This window comes from Oceanobacillus picturae, from assembly GCF_000612865.1.
Classification (GTDB): Bacteria; Bacillota; Bacilli; order Bacillales; family Amphibacillaceae; genus Oceanobacillus_B; species Oceanobacillus_B jordanicus.
In genome coordinates, this window is record NZ_CCAX010000001.1 from 389977 (window position 1) to 405151 (window position 15175).

Consider the following 15175-nt stretch of genomic DNA (forward strand, 5'->3'; position numbering starts at 1 on the left):
CTATTGGAGGACTAAAATTTATGACTACAGTAAACCAGGAAAGATTAATCAACGAATTTTTTGAACTTGTCCAAATTGACTCAGAAACGAAATATGAAACAGAAATTGCGGCAGTACTGAAGCAAAAATTTACAGACCTTGGTGTTGAGGTAGCGGAAGATAATGCATCAGAAGTGACTGGCCATGGAGCTGGAAATCTTATTTGCACCTTAAAGGGAACGAAGCCAGGAGTAGATCCAATTTATTTCACTTCCCATATGGATACAGTAGTACCAGGTAAGGGAATTAAGCCTTCAATTGAAGGTGACTATATTGTTTCGGATGGAACAACAATCCTTGGAGCAGACGATAAAGCAGGCTTAGCGGCAATGCTAGAAGCAATCCGTGTACTTAAAGAGAACAATATAGAACATGGAGATATTCAATTTATTATTACTGTTGGTGAAGAATCAGGATTAGTGGGGGCAAAAGCATTGAACCCAGAACACATTAATGCGAAGTATGGCTATGCACTGGATAGTAATGGGGATGTAGGAGATATTATCGTCGCTGCCCCAACCCAAGCAAAGGTTTTCGCCGTTATAAAAGGAAAAACAGCTCATGCAGGTGTAGCGCCTGAAAAAGGAATTTCCGCTATCACATTAGCAGCAAAGGCTATTGCTAAAATGCCTTTAGGACGAATTGATGAGGAAACTACAGCTAATATCGGGCGCTTTGAAGGTGGCAAGCAGACTAATATTGTCGTAGATCATGTGGAAATTCTTGCTGAGGCAAGATCTCTTGTACCAGAGAAAATGGAAGCGCAAGTTGCCAAAATGAAAGAAGCATTCGAAAAAACGGCACAGGAACTTGGTGGTTCAGCTGATGTTCAGATTAACGTTATGTATCCAGGGTTTAAACAAAAGGCAGGAGACCAGGTCGTTGAGGTAGCTCGTCGTGCAGCAAAGGCAGTAGGACGTGAAAGTAAACTATTACAAAGCGGTGGTGGAAGTGATGCCAACGTAATAGCTGGTCATGGCATCCCTACGGTTAACCTTGCTGTGGGATATGAAGAGATTCATACGACTAACGAACGTATTCCAGTAGCAGAACTTGTGAAGATAACAGAGCTTGTCGGATCTATTATAACAGAAGCAGCTAATGAAGCGTAAAGGTAGATTGAACAGCAATTACTTTCGACAACCTCGTTTTATAACTAATTCTGAGAAACCCTTTTGAGGTGAAGCCTTAAGAGGGTTTCTCTTTGGATGGTTCATTTGGAGGAACTGGGTCATGCCGGTGTTGACCCAGGACGGGTCGTTTTTAGCCGGCGTTCTTTTGACTCAGCGCTCTTCGCTTTTCTTGTGTTATAATTGTTAAAGATAATAATAAAGGGTGTATGAAATTGACAGCAAACAATCCTCACAAAGGACGGGTTATTTTCCATATAGATATGAACTGTTTTTATGCCTCTGTGGAAGCTGCTTACAACCCGGATTTAAAAGGTAAAGCCTTGGCTATTGCGGGTAATCCGGAGGAACGGAAAGGGATTGTTGTGACAAGTAGTTATGAAGCCCGTGCAAAAGGTGTTAAAACAACCATGACAATTTGGCAGGCAAAAAGGAATTGCCCTGAACTCATTGTGATGCGTCCAAACTTTGAACGGTACCGCGCAGCATCAAAAGCGCTATTCCGTATTCTATCAGAGATCACGCCAGATGTTCAGCCTGTTTCCATTGATGAAGGGTATATGGATATAACCCATGTAACCAGTGATCTTACTCCATTACAAATAGCCGATTCATTACAAAAAAGAGTACTTGATGAATTAGACTTACCCTGTAGTATTGGGATTGCACCTAATAAATTTCTAGCCAAAATGGCCTCCGATATGAAAAAACCATTAGGCATAACGGTTTTAAGGAAAAGGGAGCTGGCTTCAACACTTTGGCCACTTCCCATAGGGGAAATGTATGGCGTGGGGGAAAAGACAGCAACGAAATTGATTGAAAAAGGAATAAAGACTATTGGTGATCTGGCAAATTATAATACGTATGAATTAAAGCAAGTACTCGGTATAAATGGAGAACGACTAAAAAACAGAGCAAATGGAATAGATAACAGACCAGTTGATCCAGATGCCATTTTTGAATTTAAAAGCATTGGAAGCTCACAAACCTTACCTTATGATACTGTTGATGAACAGGAAATAAGAAGGCTACTTGCAATTCTTTCAGAGAACGTAGAGCGCAGAATGAAAAGAAAGAATGCAGCAGGACAGAGTATACAATTAATGATAAGATACCAAGATCGTAAAACGATTACACGGAGTAAAAAGCTTTATCGGTATATTGATGGAAAAGATGAAATTATGTATGAAGCAGAAGAACTTTTCCATAAGCATTGGAATCAAGAGCCTGTTAGATTGCTCGGCATCACGCTTCAAGATGTGGAAGTGAAAAAGAATATTGCAAAGCAATTAGACCTGTTTACGTATGAAAAAGAGGCAGGGAAAGAAAAGCTCTATGAAGCAATAGAAGGATTAACAGAGAAGTATGGCGAGGATGTATTTAAAAAACTAGAAGCGGTTAAAGAAGATCAACCAAGAACTAGTTTTCAAAAAGACTTTCTTGATGACTATAGAAAAGAATAGCTCCCATTTTCACTAGGTGAAAAATGGGAGCTTTCTTGTGTTACTTCATGATTCGTTTGATTACAGCTTTGCCAAGTTTACTTCCAGGGTAACGGAAAGGCACATCAAATTTAGTTGATTGCTTTAGAATACTTTTTTGGTGGGAAAATGTCTTAAAGCTAGATTGACCATGGTACTGGCCCATTCCACTATTGCCAACACCTCCAAATGGTAGATGGGGGTTTGCTAAATGAAAGATTGTATCATTAATGCTTCCACCACCAAAAGAAAGATATTGAATGACCTGCTCTTGCGTCTTAATATTTTCACCAAAATAATAAAGTGCCAGTGGCTTTTCCTGCTTACTAATCATTTCCACCGCTTCTTCTACGTTTGTGAAAGATAGAACCGGCAAAACAGGTCCGAATATTTCCTCCTGCATAACGCTGTCTTCCCATGATATTTTATCAAGAATAGTTGGTTCGATCATAAGTGATTGTTTTTCTGCATTTCCACCATGAAGAAGGGTACCATCTGTTAGATAACCTAAAATCCGTTCAAAATGTCTTTCATTAATGATTTTAGTATAATCAGGATTATTTAAAGGTTCTTTTCCATAGAAGGACTTAATATATTTTTTCATTGCCTTTAACAGCTTAAATTTAACTTTTTCGTGAACATAGACATAATCTGGAGCTACACAAGTTTGACCAGCGTTTGTAAATTTACCCCATACTATACGTTTTGCAGCCAAATTGATATTAGCATCCTTATCTACAATGGCTGGACTCTTACCACCTAGTTCAAGTGTGACAGGGGTAAGATGTGTGCTGGCTTGCTTCATCACAATCTTTCCAACTTCTGTGCTACCAGTAAAGAAAATGTAATCAAAACGCTGGCGTAGCAGTTCTTGATTCGTTTCTTTTTCACCTTCAATAACCGTGATGTAAGAAGGGTCAAATGTTCGTTTTATCATACTTGCCAATAAGGAGGAAGTTGCTCTAGCGTGCTCCGACGGTTTTATTACCACACAATTTCCCGCAGCAATAGCACCAATTGCTGGCGCGAGCGCTAGTTGGAGTGGGTAGTTCCATGGCGAAATAACTAAGCTAACGCCATAAGGCTCGTGCACGATGTAGTTTTTCGTTCCTTTATGGGTAATAGGAGCAGTAACTTTCGTTGGCTCCATCCAATTCATTAAGTTTTTTAAAGTAAAATCGATTTCCGAATAAAGGAAACCAATTTCAGTTGTATAGGCTTCGTGCTCAGATTTGTTCAGATCTGATCGCAAGGCATGATATACTTCTTTTTCATGCTTTTTAAGCATCCTTTTTAAGCTTTCTAGTGATGCTTTACGAGTCTGATAGTCTCTTGTATTTCCATTTTGATAAAAAGCTCGCTGTTCTTCTACGATTTGTTTGATTGTAGTGATGTTGATCTCCCCCTTATGAATGTGCTGTGATGTCTAGTTTGAAGAAGTCCGTAGCAAGCTCTGTATTGGAAAATATTTGCTTTGCTTCTTGGAGCAAGCGATGGTTATCTTCACCTTGGTAACGAGATGAAATATGTGTCAACACTAATTTCTCAACATTAGCTTGCCTTGCGGCTTCGGCTGCTTGTGTAGTAGTAGAATGGAAATAATCCCATGCCATCTGTTCCTTTTCCCTTTCAAAGGTAGCTTCATGCACAAGGACATTCGCATCTTTTATGAATTCATGGTGTGTTGCCATCGCACGAGTATCTCCAAGTATAGCTAGAACTCTTCCAGATTTGTTTGGCCCAATAAAATCTTCACTTATTAGCCGCTGTCCGTTAGCGATATCCACAAAGGGGTTCTCTTTTATTTGGCTATAGATGGGACCAGGGTGAACGCCATGTGCTTTTAGCCGATCTACAAGAAGTTCTCCTGGTCGGTCCTTTTCTACAATACGATAACCATAACTGGTTATACCGTGATCGAGCTGTTTGGCAAACACGGTGAACTGATCGTCTTCATAGATTTTCCCTTCAGCAATTTCCTGAATTTCGATAGGGTAACGTAAATGGGTTCCACTGACCTTTAAAGAAGTAGTAACAAAATCCTTTAACCCCTCTGGTCCGTATAACGTGACTTTTTCTTCGCCTCCTTGAAAAGATCTACTGCTTAGAAGACCTGGTAAACCGAATACGTGGTCGCCATGTAGATGGGTAATAAAGATTTTATTAATCTTTCTAGGCTTAATCGAGGTGTTTAGTATTTGATGTTGGGTTGCTTCACCGCAATCAAATAGCCAAACACTGTTTTGCTCTTGTAAGAGAGTTAAGGCTATGGACGTTACGTTCCGTTCCTTTGAGGGAACACCTGCGCCAGTCCCAAGAAAAACGAGTTCCATAAGTTATTCCTCCATGATTTACCAGCCACGCTCATATTGTTTAGGGGCAGATAGTTTTTCGTTTAATTCAGCAGCAGCCGTTCTTGGCCAATACGGATCTCTCAACAATGCTCTAGCTAGGAAGACTAGATCGGCACGTTCATTCTGCACAATTTCCTCAGCCTGCACGCCTGTAGTAATGAGACCTACAGCGCCTGTGGAAATGTTTGCTTCTTTTCTGATCGTCTCACAGCGTGGAATCTGATAGCCTGGATAGACAGAGATAGAAGCTGGCACAACACCACCAGAACTGCAATCAATCAACTCAATTCCTTGGTCACGCATTCTACGAGAAAAATAGACAAAATCATCCAGACTGTTTCCTCCCTCTGCGTACTCATCGGTAGATATCCGTACAAACAATGGGCCATTCCACGCTTGTTTTACTGCAGAAATAATTTCCTCGAGTAAACGGTAGCGATTTTTTCTATTACCGCCATAGGAATCTTCACGCTTATTAGTTAATGGAGAAAGAAATTGATTAATTAAATAACCATGAGCTGCGTGCAGTTCTATAATGTCAAAGTTTGCCTGTTTTGCTCTTTTGCTTGCAGCTTTAAACGCTTCGATCGTTTCCTTGATATCTTCTACAGTCATTTGTTGAGGTGTTTTATAGGAATCGTTGAAGGCTAGGGCAGAGGGAGCAAAGATGTTGGAATCTAATTGTGCTTTTCTACCAGCATGCGCCAGCTGTATAGCTGTTTTGGAACCATAATGATGAATCTGATGGTTTAAATTTGTAAGCCCTTCTACATGATCATCATCCCAAATACCAAGGTCCTGAGAAGAAATGCGACCTTCCGGTTGAACAGCTGTTGCTTCAAGCATGATTAATCCAACTTGGCCAACAGCCCGTGAAGTATAATGTGTTACATGGAAAGGAGTAACCTTGCCATCTTCTTCGCTACAGGAGTACATACACATTGGTGCCATTACAATTCTGTTTTTTAAGGTTACGTTTTTAAAGTTAATTGGTGAAAATAGTTTAGCCATGCTTTCTTCCTCCCGTTATAAAAGATCAGGTGAATAATCTACGATAATCCTTAGCAATATCTGGCACATCAGTAAAAATCGCATCGCATTCCTGGTTGAAACAGCGTATTAAGTGTGACGGTTTGTTCACGGTATAGACACGAACATTCAGGTGATGCTGTTTGCTTTTCTCCATTAATCGAGAATTTAGCAAGCGATACTTAATATGGATAGAGGAAGCGCCAAGATTATTGGCATACTTAGTAAAATATTTCATTCGCTTTGAATTTAAAAATGCAATATCGACCTTACTAGTAAGCTCATGCAACCTCTTTACGCTCTTTGGATTAAAGGTAGATAGTGTGGTACGATTTAATAACTGATAGTTGGTTAATAATTCTAGTACAATTTTTTCTAAGTCCTTATAATCTATTTTATTATTTTTTAGTTCAATATTTAAATGTAACGGTTTGTCTTGGACCCATTGTAGGAAATTTTCTAATGAAACTATTTTTGTTCCAATGAATTTAGTGGAGAACCAAGAACCCATATCGAGATTGATTAATTGTTGATAGGTTAAGTCCTTAACGTAGCCTTTTCCATCGGAGGTCCGCTTTACGTTTTCATCATGAATTAATACAGGTATTTTATCCTTTGTTAACTGAACATCTGTTTCGATACCATCAGCGCCAAGCTCAAGCGCTAGTTCAAAGGCTGGCATCGTGTTTTCTGGTGCGTATTTACTTGCACCTCGATGCGCAATAATTTTTGTTTGCAATGGTTTCACCTCTATATTTAATTGTGTTTTATTTTAGGGCAAAAGTCAATTTAGACAGGGGGATTTAAATTGAAAAAGTGGCAAACGAAAGAAGAGTTAACGGATTTACTTTGCTCCATAGTACAATATCAAAGTATAACTGGTTCAACTGCTGAGATTGCAATTGCGGAATATCTTTATCACATCCTATCCCAAAAGGAATACTTTCAAAAGAACGCATCTTCTTTGAATCTTCATCCGTTAGAAGATGGGAGGAGACTGTTAACAGCACTTGTGAAAGGAAAGAAAAAGAAAAAAGAAACAGTTATCCTGCTGAGCCACTTTGACGTGGTTGGTGTTGAAGATTATGGCTCACTTAGAAATTTGGCCTTTCATCCAAAGGAACTGACAAAGGAACTCTTCCAATCAAAGGATCAACTCCCTGAAAATGTTAGAAAGGATTTAGAAGCGGGGGATTGGTTGTTTGGGAGAGGGACAATGGATATGAAGGCAGGGTTAACACTTCAACTAGCAATGCTAGAACGAGCTATTGAAGGGGAGTTTGATGGGAACGTGTTGCTACTTTCTGTACCCGATGAGGAAGTGAATTCGAGTGGTATGCTTACAGCTCTTCCCGTGTTAAATCACTTAAAAGAAACCGAAGAAATAGAATATATTGCTTGTTTAAATAGTGAGCCTATGTTTAGCAAATACCCTGGAGATCCTGCTCATTATGTATACACTGGATCGATTGGAAAAGTGCTTCCTGGATTTTATTGTTATGGAAAAGAATCACATGTTGGGGAGCCATTTGCAGGGATTAACCCCAATCTAATGATTAGTTTCTTATCACAGCAGATGGAATTAAATGAGGCATTTATTGAGCAGATAGAAGATGAGATCACGCCACCGCCTGTGAGTTTAATGCATCGGGATTTAAAAGGGGAATATTCTGTACAGACCCCTCAAGCTGCCATCGCAATGTATAACGTTCTTTATTTAAAACAAAGCTTTGAAGAATTAAACAAAAAGCTTCTGGTTAGTGCGAATCAAGCTGTAAAGCAAATTGAAGCATATGTAAAAAAGAAAGCTGAGCATTTTGCAACAGTAGCAAAGGACTTTACCATGCCCGCTTCAAAAGTAAGTGTATATATGTATGAGGATTTATACCAAGAGGCGGTTAATAGGTTTGGCCAAGAAGAAATAAATCGCCGGCAAAACCTGTTAGGAAGTCAACGGGAACAGGGAGACCGCGACTTTTCCACGTTATTAGTTCAGGAATTAGCAGCAATGTGTAATGACTTAGCTCCCATGATCGTATTGTTCTACAGTCCGCCATTTTATCCTGCCGTATCTTCCCACCAAGACCCGTATATACAATATGTTATGGAAGATATAAAAAAGTTTACAAAAGAAAAATATAGTATTGATTTAGTTAATTCCGAATTTTTCACTGGTTTATCTGACTTGAGCTTTGTAGGTCCTGTTACCTCTAATAGCAAAATAAAACAGCTTACAGAAAACATGCCACTTCAGCATAATGGTTTTGTCTTTCCCGAGGAAATGATGGAGCAATTAAAAATGCCTATTCTGAATATTGGACCATTGGGAAAAGACCCTCACCAATGGACTGAAAGGCTAGAGCTGAATTATAGCTTTAATTCTTTACCTACTATTATGTTTAGAGCCATCCAAAAGTTGCTGGCAAACTCCCCGAAAAGACAGTAAGCTAAAAATAGTGTAAAATAGCAATAATGAATAGCTATTCATTATTGCTGGGTTCGAGAACGAGGCGGCACACTATGCTTATCTTAAAGGGTGAAAATCATGAATATTATTGACAATACATTATATCAAATCACTGTTCCAACTCCTTTTGCAGTTGGGGATGCCCATGTTTATTTATTAAAAGGAGATGTGTTGTCTCTTATTGATGCAGGTGTAAAGACAAAAGAGGCTTATGAAGCACTACTAATACAATTAAAACAAATTGGCTATCATCCAAGGGATGTCGATCAGATTATATTAACTCACCATCATCCAGATCACACTGGATTGATTGAGGCATTTCCACGTGCTAGGGAAATAATGGCTAATAATCTTGTTGACCTATGGATTAGAAAAGATGAACAGTATTTCAATAGATATGAGGATTTCTTCAAAGAATATTTTAAGCAATGTGATATTCCTCAACGTTTTCAGGGTATAGGGAAAAAGTTACGGTCTTTATTAAGCTATGCTGGAGAGGGCCATTTAACCAAAACTCTTGAAGAGGGGGATAAACTACCAGGACATCCTGATTGGCAGGTCCTTAACACGAAGGGGCATGCACAGAGCCATGTGTCTTTTTATAGGGAGTCTGATGGAATTTTCATTGGCGGAGACCATTTATTGAAAAACATTTCTTCCAATCCTGTAGTCGAACCCCCCATACATGAAGGGGAACGTAGAGCATCTCCTATGCTACAGTACAGAGATAGCCTTCTAAAGTGTCTATCTATCGAAATCAGTCAGGTTTTACCAGGTCATGGAGAGATCTTTTCGAATGTATCGGAGATCGTCCAGTCTCGTTTTAATAAACAGGAAAGACGTGCTGCTAATGTATTAGCTTTCCTTCAAACAGGTAAACAAACTGCTTTTCAACTATGTCAAAAAATATTTCCGGTGCGTTATGAGAGCCAGATTGATTTGACTATGTCAGATATTATTGGCCAGCTCGACTATCTTGAAGCGAGTGGGCTTGTTAGCAAAAGTACAGAGGGGACGACAGAGTTTTATGAAGCAACGAAGGCTGCAAAATAAAAAAGTAATTGTTACTGGCGCCTCAAGTGGAATTGGGGAAAGCATCGTATGGCAGATCGCTGCAAGTGGAGGGATACCACTTCTAATAGCACGTTCCACTGCTAAAATGCAGGAGCAGTGTGATAAAATAAAACAAACTTTTAACACCGATTGTTATTACTATACTTGTGATTTATCGAATAAAAACGAAATGATGCGGACAGCGGACTTACTCTTACAGGACCATCCTATTATAGATGGACTAATCAATAATGCTGGTTTTGGCAAATTTCAGCTTGTTGAAGAAATTTCTATGCAGGACGTAGAAAGCATGTTTCAAGTTAATGTTATCTCTTTAATACACTTTACAAAAATGCTCCTCCCACATTTTCAGCAAAACCAACAAGGGCACATCGTAAACATTGCCTCGCAGGCAGGAAAAATATCTACTCCTAAATCGGCTGTCTATGCTGCAACGAAACATGCCGTTATTGGTTTTACTAATAGTTTGCGTATGGAAACTGCAAAAGATCACATTTTTGTTACAGCAGTAAATTTAGGACCTGTAGATACAAACTTTTTTACTCAGGCAGATCCTAAAGGGGCGTATAAGAAAAATGTTGGCCGTTATATGCTAGACCCTAATCGTGTTGCAAACAGAGTTACGCGCAACCTGTTCAAGCAGAAAAGGGAAATTAATATGCCTGGTTGGATGGAAGCAGGGAGCAGACTGTACCATGTTTTTCCTAGTATGATGGAGAAACTCCTTGAAACGCAATTTAATAAAAAGTAAACAAAGATCAATTGGAGGGAATAGTATGGAACTTCATATCACCCCAGCAGCAAAAGAGGAATTGGAAAAAAGAAACATAAGTCAAAATCGTTATGTTGTTCTCTGGTATGACACAGAGGGATGTGGTTGTGGTGTAAATGGCGTACCTACAATAAGATTTACTAATGGCTATACAAATGACTATTTTGAGATAGAAAGTGACAGCTTCCCTGTTTTAATACAGGAGCACCAAAAAGTATTTTTTGCTGAATCAATGAAGCTTGATGTAATAAATGGCATGCTTCGTTTATCGAGTCCTGAAGGCATCCTAAATCCATTTATCGCACCACAAAGCATATGTGAAATATAAAGTGAAACTTCAATCAGTGGGGGTTTTCGTTCTTCCCCCACTGATTGTTAGTTGAACGAATCGGGGTGTTAGCGCCCGTTTACTCCCACTAAAAACTAACGGTTTCACTTCATGTTTCGAAGTGGGAGTTTTACGGACGGTTACACCGGGATAAAACCCAGGGGATGACGTATTGACCATCCCCTGGGTTGATTTATACTATAGAAAGATAAAAGCTGTGTGATTATAGTTACCGATGGTTTTCATATTGAATAGGTTTAACAAGTTGTTGAATTTCCAAATAAGTTTCATTTGAAAGTTCTTCTAAGGAGAATCCAGTGTTAGCCTTTAGTTGTTCGATAGAACTTGATCCAAATACTGCACTGGCAACAGCTGGGTGTTTGAGTACATACTGTAGAGCAAGTTCTTGTAGGCCACCTTTAAACGTGAGCTTCGATAATGTCTCATAGTATTTCTGTAAGTCATCATAGGAGTGGGTGAGGTACCCTTCACTCCCTTTTGCCTCGATCTTTTGTTTAGCTTGATTACTCAACATTCCTTTGGCTAGTGGACCTCTTGCAAGTACACTGATTCCATTTGCGTGAAGTAGATCAAGTAGTTCCTCCTCGGGCCGGCGATCAAAAATACTATATTGCATCATAACAGCATCAATCGTTGAACGCTTTACATATTCACGAATAACATTAGGACGTATCGAGGAAATTCCATAACTTCGTATATAACCTTCTTCTTTCAAGCGTTCAAATGCTTCAATTGATTCATCTATTGGATCATCGAGCGTACCACCATGCAACATATAGAAGTCAATATAATCTGTCTGTAGACGACGTAAACTGTCTTTTACCCCTTCCGTTATATGTTTAGCTGATGGGTCCCAGTGCCAGTCTTTTGTTTCCTTATTAAAATGATTTCCTACTTTTGTAGTGAGAACAACCTTATCTCGGTTTCCTTTAATTGCTTTTCCTACGATTTCTTCATTTGTACCAAAATCATATAGATCTGCCGTATCAAGATGTGTTATTCCTCTCTCAAGTGCCATGTCGATTATATTTTTTGCCTTTTTTTCATCTGTACCAAGTGACATACAACCTAATGTGAGGGCAGAAATCATAATTCCCGATTTACCCAATTGATTTTCTTTCAAACGAATCATCCTCCCAATTTCATACTATTCCCATTGTAAAAAGTGCTTAAACACAATACAACTATTTTGCGGTGGGCTTTATAATATCTTATACTAACAGAAGAAACTTAACTAGATGCTTGTGCTGAGGGGAATCATACTAACGAAATAGTCGTGAATGAAAGAAACAACTTAAGAAAGAAGGATTATATATGAAGAAGTTTGAAGAAAAAACAATAAACACAACCTCTATTTATGAAGGAAAAGTCGTTGATTTGCGGGTAGATGAAGTAAGTCTTCCTAACGGGAGAACAGCGAAAAGAGAATTAATTAAACACCCAGGAGCAGTTGCAGTAATTCCAATTACAAAAGATAATAAAATTGTGTTAGTAGAACAATTTCGTAAGCCACTTGAAAAGTCACTGGTTGAAATCCCAGCTGGAAAAGTGGAAATTGGTGAAGCGCCCGAAGTTACTGCCAGACGTGAATTAGAGGAAGAAACAGGTTATACAACTAACGAGCTTTCATTCGTTACATCATTTTACACGTCACCCGGTTTTGCAGATGAATTAATGCATATCTATATAACGGATGAGCTTGAGAAGATGGATACGCCACCCGCAAGTGACGAAGACGAGTTTGTCGAGGTTCTTGAACTGACATTAGATGAGGCAAAAGAGCTTGTAGAGCAAGAAAGAATTCATGATGCTAAGACAAACTATGCAATTCTTTACTTGCATGCATTGGGGAGATAATCATGCTATCAAATTATTATGTTGACATGCATATTCATATTGGTAGAGATATGGATAATAGGCCAGTGAAAATAACTGGTGCAAAATCGCTAACGTTAACGAACATTCTTATAGAAGCAAGCAGGAATAAAGGGATGGGCATGATTGGTGTAATTGATTGCCATACCCCAGCGGTTCAGAGAGAAATCGACATGCTGATTAAATCTGGGGAAGCACGGGAATTAGAAGACGGTGGGATACAATTTGAAGGGGTTACCTTAATACTTGGATCGGAAATTGAAATATATGACGCTTCCTGTCAGGGACCGATTCATGTATTATGTTTTCTTCCTAATCTTAAAAGCATGTCTACGTTTACCGAATGGCTCACACAGCGAATGACAAATATTAATCTAAGCTCACAACGCTACTATGGAACTGGAAAAGAACTACAATACAAGATTAAAGAGCTAGAGGGTATTTTCATTCCCGCGCACGTCTTTACCCCGTTTAAAAGCTTGTTCGGAAAAGGAGTAAAAAAATCGCTGACCGAGGTATTTGATTCAGATCTAATTGACGGGATTGAACTGGGACTTAGTTCTGACACCGAAATGGCGGATCAGCTTGCTGAACTCCACGCCTATACTTTTTTAACAAACTCTGATGCACACTCACTGGCTAAAATCGCGCGTGAATATCAAGTAGTGCGAATGGAAAGCCCATCGTTTAAAGAGTTTCTATGGGCCTTACACAATGTGAAAGGACGGGCTATCTCTGCTAATTATGGTATGAATCCAGCGCTGGGCAAGTACCATCTTACAGTTTGTAATGAGTGTAACCAACATACTCCCTCAAAATCGGCCCATTGTATCCACTGTGGTTCTAACAAAATAACGAAAGGTGTGGCAGATCGAATCGATGAATTAAGTAACGGTATAGCGAATAAGCAGAACCGGCCACCCTACGTTTATCAAGTACCGCTTGAATACATTCCATTTCTTGGAAAGAAAACGTATGAGAAGCTGCTAAAGCGATTTGACAACGAAATGAATGTGATACACCGCGCTCCGTTAGAAGAAATGGAAGAGATCGTACAAGGAAAGATTGCCAAATCTATCATCCAAATGCGAGAGGGGAAATTAGGGATAAAAGCTGGTGGCGGTGGGAAGTATGGAAAGATAATTTCGGATGAGACATGAATTATAAGAAAGTAATAATAGTAAAGTGGTATTTTTAACAGGAATTCTTCATAGTTTTTAGTATAGCAGTACTCTTGAATGGAGGATTCCGATGTATAAAAATAGAGCTATTATTACAGACCACCTAAAAGATCATGCCACCATCTACTTGTTTATGATTATCCTGTTCATGACAGGGATCGTATTTGGTGCCATTCTTGTTAATAGTATGAGTGTCATTCAAAAACAGGATCTCATTTTTTATTTGGAACGTTTTTTCGGTCAACTTCACAATCAGCAGCTAACTGAAAATACAACCATCTTAAAAAATAGTTTCTTCTATCATGTAAAATATTTACTCTTACTATTTATCCTTGGGCTTTCCGTAATCGGTCTTCCGATTGTATGGATTTTATTGTTTATTAAAGGCCTTGTTGTAGGATTTTCAGTTGGGTTTATCGTAAATCAACTAGGAATGGATGGCTTTTTACTAGCTACTTTTTCCATAGCACCACAAAATATTCTAATTATACCTATATATATTGTTGCAGGTAGTTTAGCCATGATCTTTTCTCTCAAATTGCTAGGCAAATTATTTACTCGTAAAGTGTCGCAACCAGTCTTCCAGCCTTTTGGGAGATATGCTATGATATTTGGTTTTCTCTTGATTCTTTCATTCGCAGCTGCATTATTAGAGACCTATGTATCGAATGAGGCAATGACATATATAGTCAAATCATTTTACCAATAATAAAACTTAAACTATAATAATTATAAATATAAAATAATAATCAAATTATATTTTGACACGTTCTAATTCCATGCCTATAATAAAGATGGGATACGAGGGAGGGAACCTGCCATGGAACATCGCATAGACCAAATAAAAAAACAGCTCCATGCACAGAGCTATAAGCTTACTCCACAACGGGAAGCCACGGTTAGGGTTTTGCTTGAAAGAGAAGAAGACCATCTTAGTGCAGAAGATATCTATCTACTGGTAAAGGAAAAAGCACCTGAAATCGGTTTGGCAACAGTTTATCGTACATTAGAGTTATTATCAGAACTAAAGATTGTAGATAAGATTAATTTTGGCGACGGTGTGTCTCGTTATGATCTAAGAAAAGAAGGAGCAGAGCACTTCCATCACCATCTTGTTTGTATAGAATGCGGTTCAGTTGAAGAAATTGAAAATGACTTATTGGGTGATGTAGAGAAAATTGTGGAGCGAGACTGGGGATTTCAAGTAAAAGATCATCGATTGACTTTCCACGGCATATGTAGGAAGTGTCATGACGGAGCCACTACATTAAAAAAATAATCCGGGTGCCTTTTTTCAGCTGAAGAAAGGCATTTTTGATCGACTAGTAAATTATAAAATTTAGTTGCTGTGTTTAACTAAACAACTGAATCTGCCACGTCCAGCTCCAGCACCCAGAAACTAGGCGACTTCACGAAATCGCCCT

General features: G+C 38.8%; 15 protein-coding genes. 10 read left to right on the plus strand and 5 right to left on the minus strand.

What is annotated here, in order from left to right:
• The first annotated feature begins 20 nt into the window (after positions 1 to 20).
• Both BN988_RS01985 and BN988_RS01990 read left to right on the plus strand, forming a co-directional pair.
• On the plus strand, positions 21 to 1151 hold the full coding sequence (locus tag BN988_RS01985; protein WP_036572704.1) for a M20/M25/M40 family metallo-hydrolase: 1131 nt from the start codon (positions 21 to 23) through the stop codon (positions 1149 to 1151).
• A gap of 233 nt (positions 1152 to 1384) precedes the next feature.
• On the plus strand, positions 1385 to 2632 hold the full coding sequence (locus BN988_RS01990; protein WP_259343633.1) for a DNA polymerase IV: 1248 nt from the start codon (positions 1385 to 1387) through the stop codon (positions 2630 to 2632).
• 40 nt (positions 2633 to 2672) lie between these two features.
• Here BN988_RS01990 and BN988_RS01995 read toward each other — a convergent pair whose 3' ends face one another.
• The 4 genes from BN988_RS01995 to BN988_RS02010 are packed head-to-tail and all read right to left on the minus strand — an operon-like array spanning position 2673 to position 6772.
• Entirely contained in the window at positions 2673 to 4043 is a 1371-nt protein-coding gene (locus tag BN988_RS01995; protein WP_119574276.1) for an aldehyde dehydrogenase, read from the minus strand.
• 13 nt (positions 4044 to 4056) lie between these two features.
• Positions 4057 to 4983 carry a ribonuclease Z gene (gene rnz / locus BN988_RS02000; protein ID WP_036572709.1) on the minus strand — a complete coding sequence of 309 codons (927 nt, stop codon included), beginning with the start codon at positions 4981 to 4983 and terminating at the stop codon, positions 4057 to 4059.
• An 18-nt stretch (positions 4984 to 5001) separates the two neighbouring features.
• Complete coding sequence (gene namA / locus BN988_RS02005) at positions 5002 to 6015, minus strand: NADPH dehydrogenase NamA (RefSeq protein ID WP_036572710.1); 1014 nt, start codon at positions 6013 to 6015, stop codon at positions 5002 to 5004.
• Positions 6016 to 6040: 25 nt separating this feature from the next.
• Positions 6041 to 6772, minus strand: coding sequence for a glycerophosphodiester phosphodiesterase (locus BN988_RS02010; RefSeq protein ID WP_036572713.1), 732 nt, complete (start codon positions 6770 to 6772; stop codon positions 6041 to 6043).
• A gap of 69 nt (positions 6773 to 6841) precedes the next feature.
• Here BN988_RS02010 and BN988_RS02015 point away from each other — a divergent pair, with 69 nt between their 5' ends.
• The 4 genes from BN988_RS02015 (at position 6842) to BN988_RS02030 (ending at position 10674) form a co-directional block, all read left to right on the plus strand.
• Positions 6842 to 8479, plus strand: a complete 1638-nt coding sequence (locus tag BN988_RS02015; RefSeq protein ID WP_036572715.1) for a M20/M25/M40 family metallo-hydrolase — start codon at positions 6842 to 6844, stop codon at positions 8477 to 8479.
• A gap of 99 nt (positions 8480 to 8578) precedes the next feature.
• Positions 8579 to 9553 (plus strand): MBL fold metallo-hydrolase, encoded by a 975-nt coding sequence (locus BN988_RS02020; RefSeq protein WP_036572716.1) that lies wholly within the window; start codon positions 8579 to 8581, stop codon positions 9551 to 9553.
• Complete coding sequence (locus BN988_RS02025; RefSeq protein WP_036572718.1) at positions 9528 to 10325, plus strand: SDR family NAD(P)-dependent oxidoreductase; 798 nt, start codon at positions 9528 to 9530, stop codon at positions 10323 to 10325. Before BN988_RS02020 ends, BN988_RS02025 begins: the two co-directional genes overlap by 26 nt.
• A gap of 25 nt (positions 10326 to 10350) precedes the next feature.
• The gene (locus BN988_RS02030; protein WP_036572720.1) at positions 10351 to 10674 is read left to right on the plus strand and encodes an iron-sulfur cluster biosynthesis family protein; all 324 of its coding nucleotides are present in this window, start codon (positions 10351 to 10353) and stop codon (positions 10672 to 10674) included.
• Positions 10675 to 10903: 229 nt separating this feature from the next.
• Here the strand turns inward: BN988_RS02030 and BN988_RS02035 are convergent, their stop codons facing one another.
• The gene (locus BN988_RS02035; protein WP_036572722.1) at positions 10904 to 11818 is read right to left on the minus strand and encodes an aldo/keto reductase; all 915 of its coding nucleotides are present in this window, start codon (positions 11816 to 11818) and stop codon (positions 10904 to 10906) included.
• A 191-nt stretch (positions 11819 to 12009) separates the two neighbouring features.
• Between BN988_RS02035 and BN988_RS02040 the strand changes: the two genes are divergently transcribed.
• The 4 genes from BN988_RS02040 to fur all read left to right on the plus strand — a co-directional run bounded on the left by BN988_RS02040 (position 12010) and on the right by fur (position 15030).
• Positions 12010 to 12552: an NUDIX hydrolase gene (locus BN988_RS02040; RefSeq protein WP_036572723.1), complete on the plus strand. Its 543-nt coding sequence runs from the start codon at positions 12010 to 12012 to the stop codon at positions 12550 to 12552.
• A gap of 2 nt (positions 12553 to 12554) precedes the next feature.
• Positions 12555 to 13730: an endonuclease Q family protein gene (locus BN988_RS02045; protein ID WP_036572724.1), complete on the plus strand. Its 1176-nt coding sequence runs from the start codon at positions 12555 to 12557 to the stop codon at positions 13728 to 13730.
• A 91-nt stretch (positions 13731 to 13821) separates the two neighbouring features.
• Positions 13822 to 14460 (plus strand): stage II sporulation protein M, encoded by a 639-nt coding sequence (spoIIM, locus tag BN988_RS02050; RefSeq protein WP_036572725.1) that lies wholly within the window; start codon positions 13822 to 13824, stop codon positions 14458 to 14460.
• A 111-nt stretch (positions 14461 to 14571) separates the two neighbouring features.
• Complete coding sequence (gene fur / locus BN988_RS02055; protein ID WP_036572726.1) at positions 14572 to 15030, plus strand: ferric iron uptake transcriptional regulator; 459 nt, start codon at positions 14572 to 14574, stop codon at positions 15028 to 15030.
• Positions 15031 to 15175 lie beyond the last annotated feature (145 nt).

Coding starts and splice junctions, on each gene's coding strand:
- BN988_RS02030 (WP_036572720.1), top strand. CDS start 10,351: ATGGAACTTCATATCACCCCAGCAGCAAAAGAGGAATTGGAAAAAAGA.
- BN988_RS02020 (WP_036572716.1), top strand. CDS start 8,579: ATGAATATTATTGACAATACATTATATCAAATCACTGTTCCAACTCCT.
- BN988_RS02040 (WP_036572723.1), top strand. CDS start 12,010: ATGAAGAAGTTTGAAGAAAAAACAATAAACACAACCTCTATTTATGAA.
- namA (WP_036572710.1), bottom strand. CDS start 6,015: ATGGCTAAACTATTTTCACCAATTAACTTTAAAAACGTAACCTTAAAA.
- spoIIM (WP_036572725.1), top strand. CDS start 13,822: ATGTATAAAAATAGAGCTATTATTACAGACCACCTAAAAGATCATGCC.
- BN988_RS02045 (WP_036572724.1), top strand. CDS start 12,555: ATGCTATCAAATTATTATGTTGACATGCATATTCATATTGGTAGAGAT.
- fur (WP_036572726.1), top strand. CDS start 14,572: ATGGAACATCGCATAGACCAAATAAAAAAACAGCTCCATGCACAGAGC.
- BN988_RS01985 (WP_036572704.1), top strand. CDS start 21: ATGACTACAGTAAACCAGGAAAGATTAATCAACGAATTTTTTGAACTT.
- BN988_RS02025 (WP_036572718.1), top strand. CDS start 9,528: ATGAAGCAACGAAGGCTGCAAAATAAAAAAGTAATTGTTACTGGCGCC.
- rnz (WP_036572709.1), bottom strand. CDS start 4,983: ATGGAACTCGTTTTTCTTGGGACTGGCGCAGGTGTTCCCTCAAAGGAA.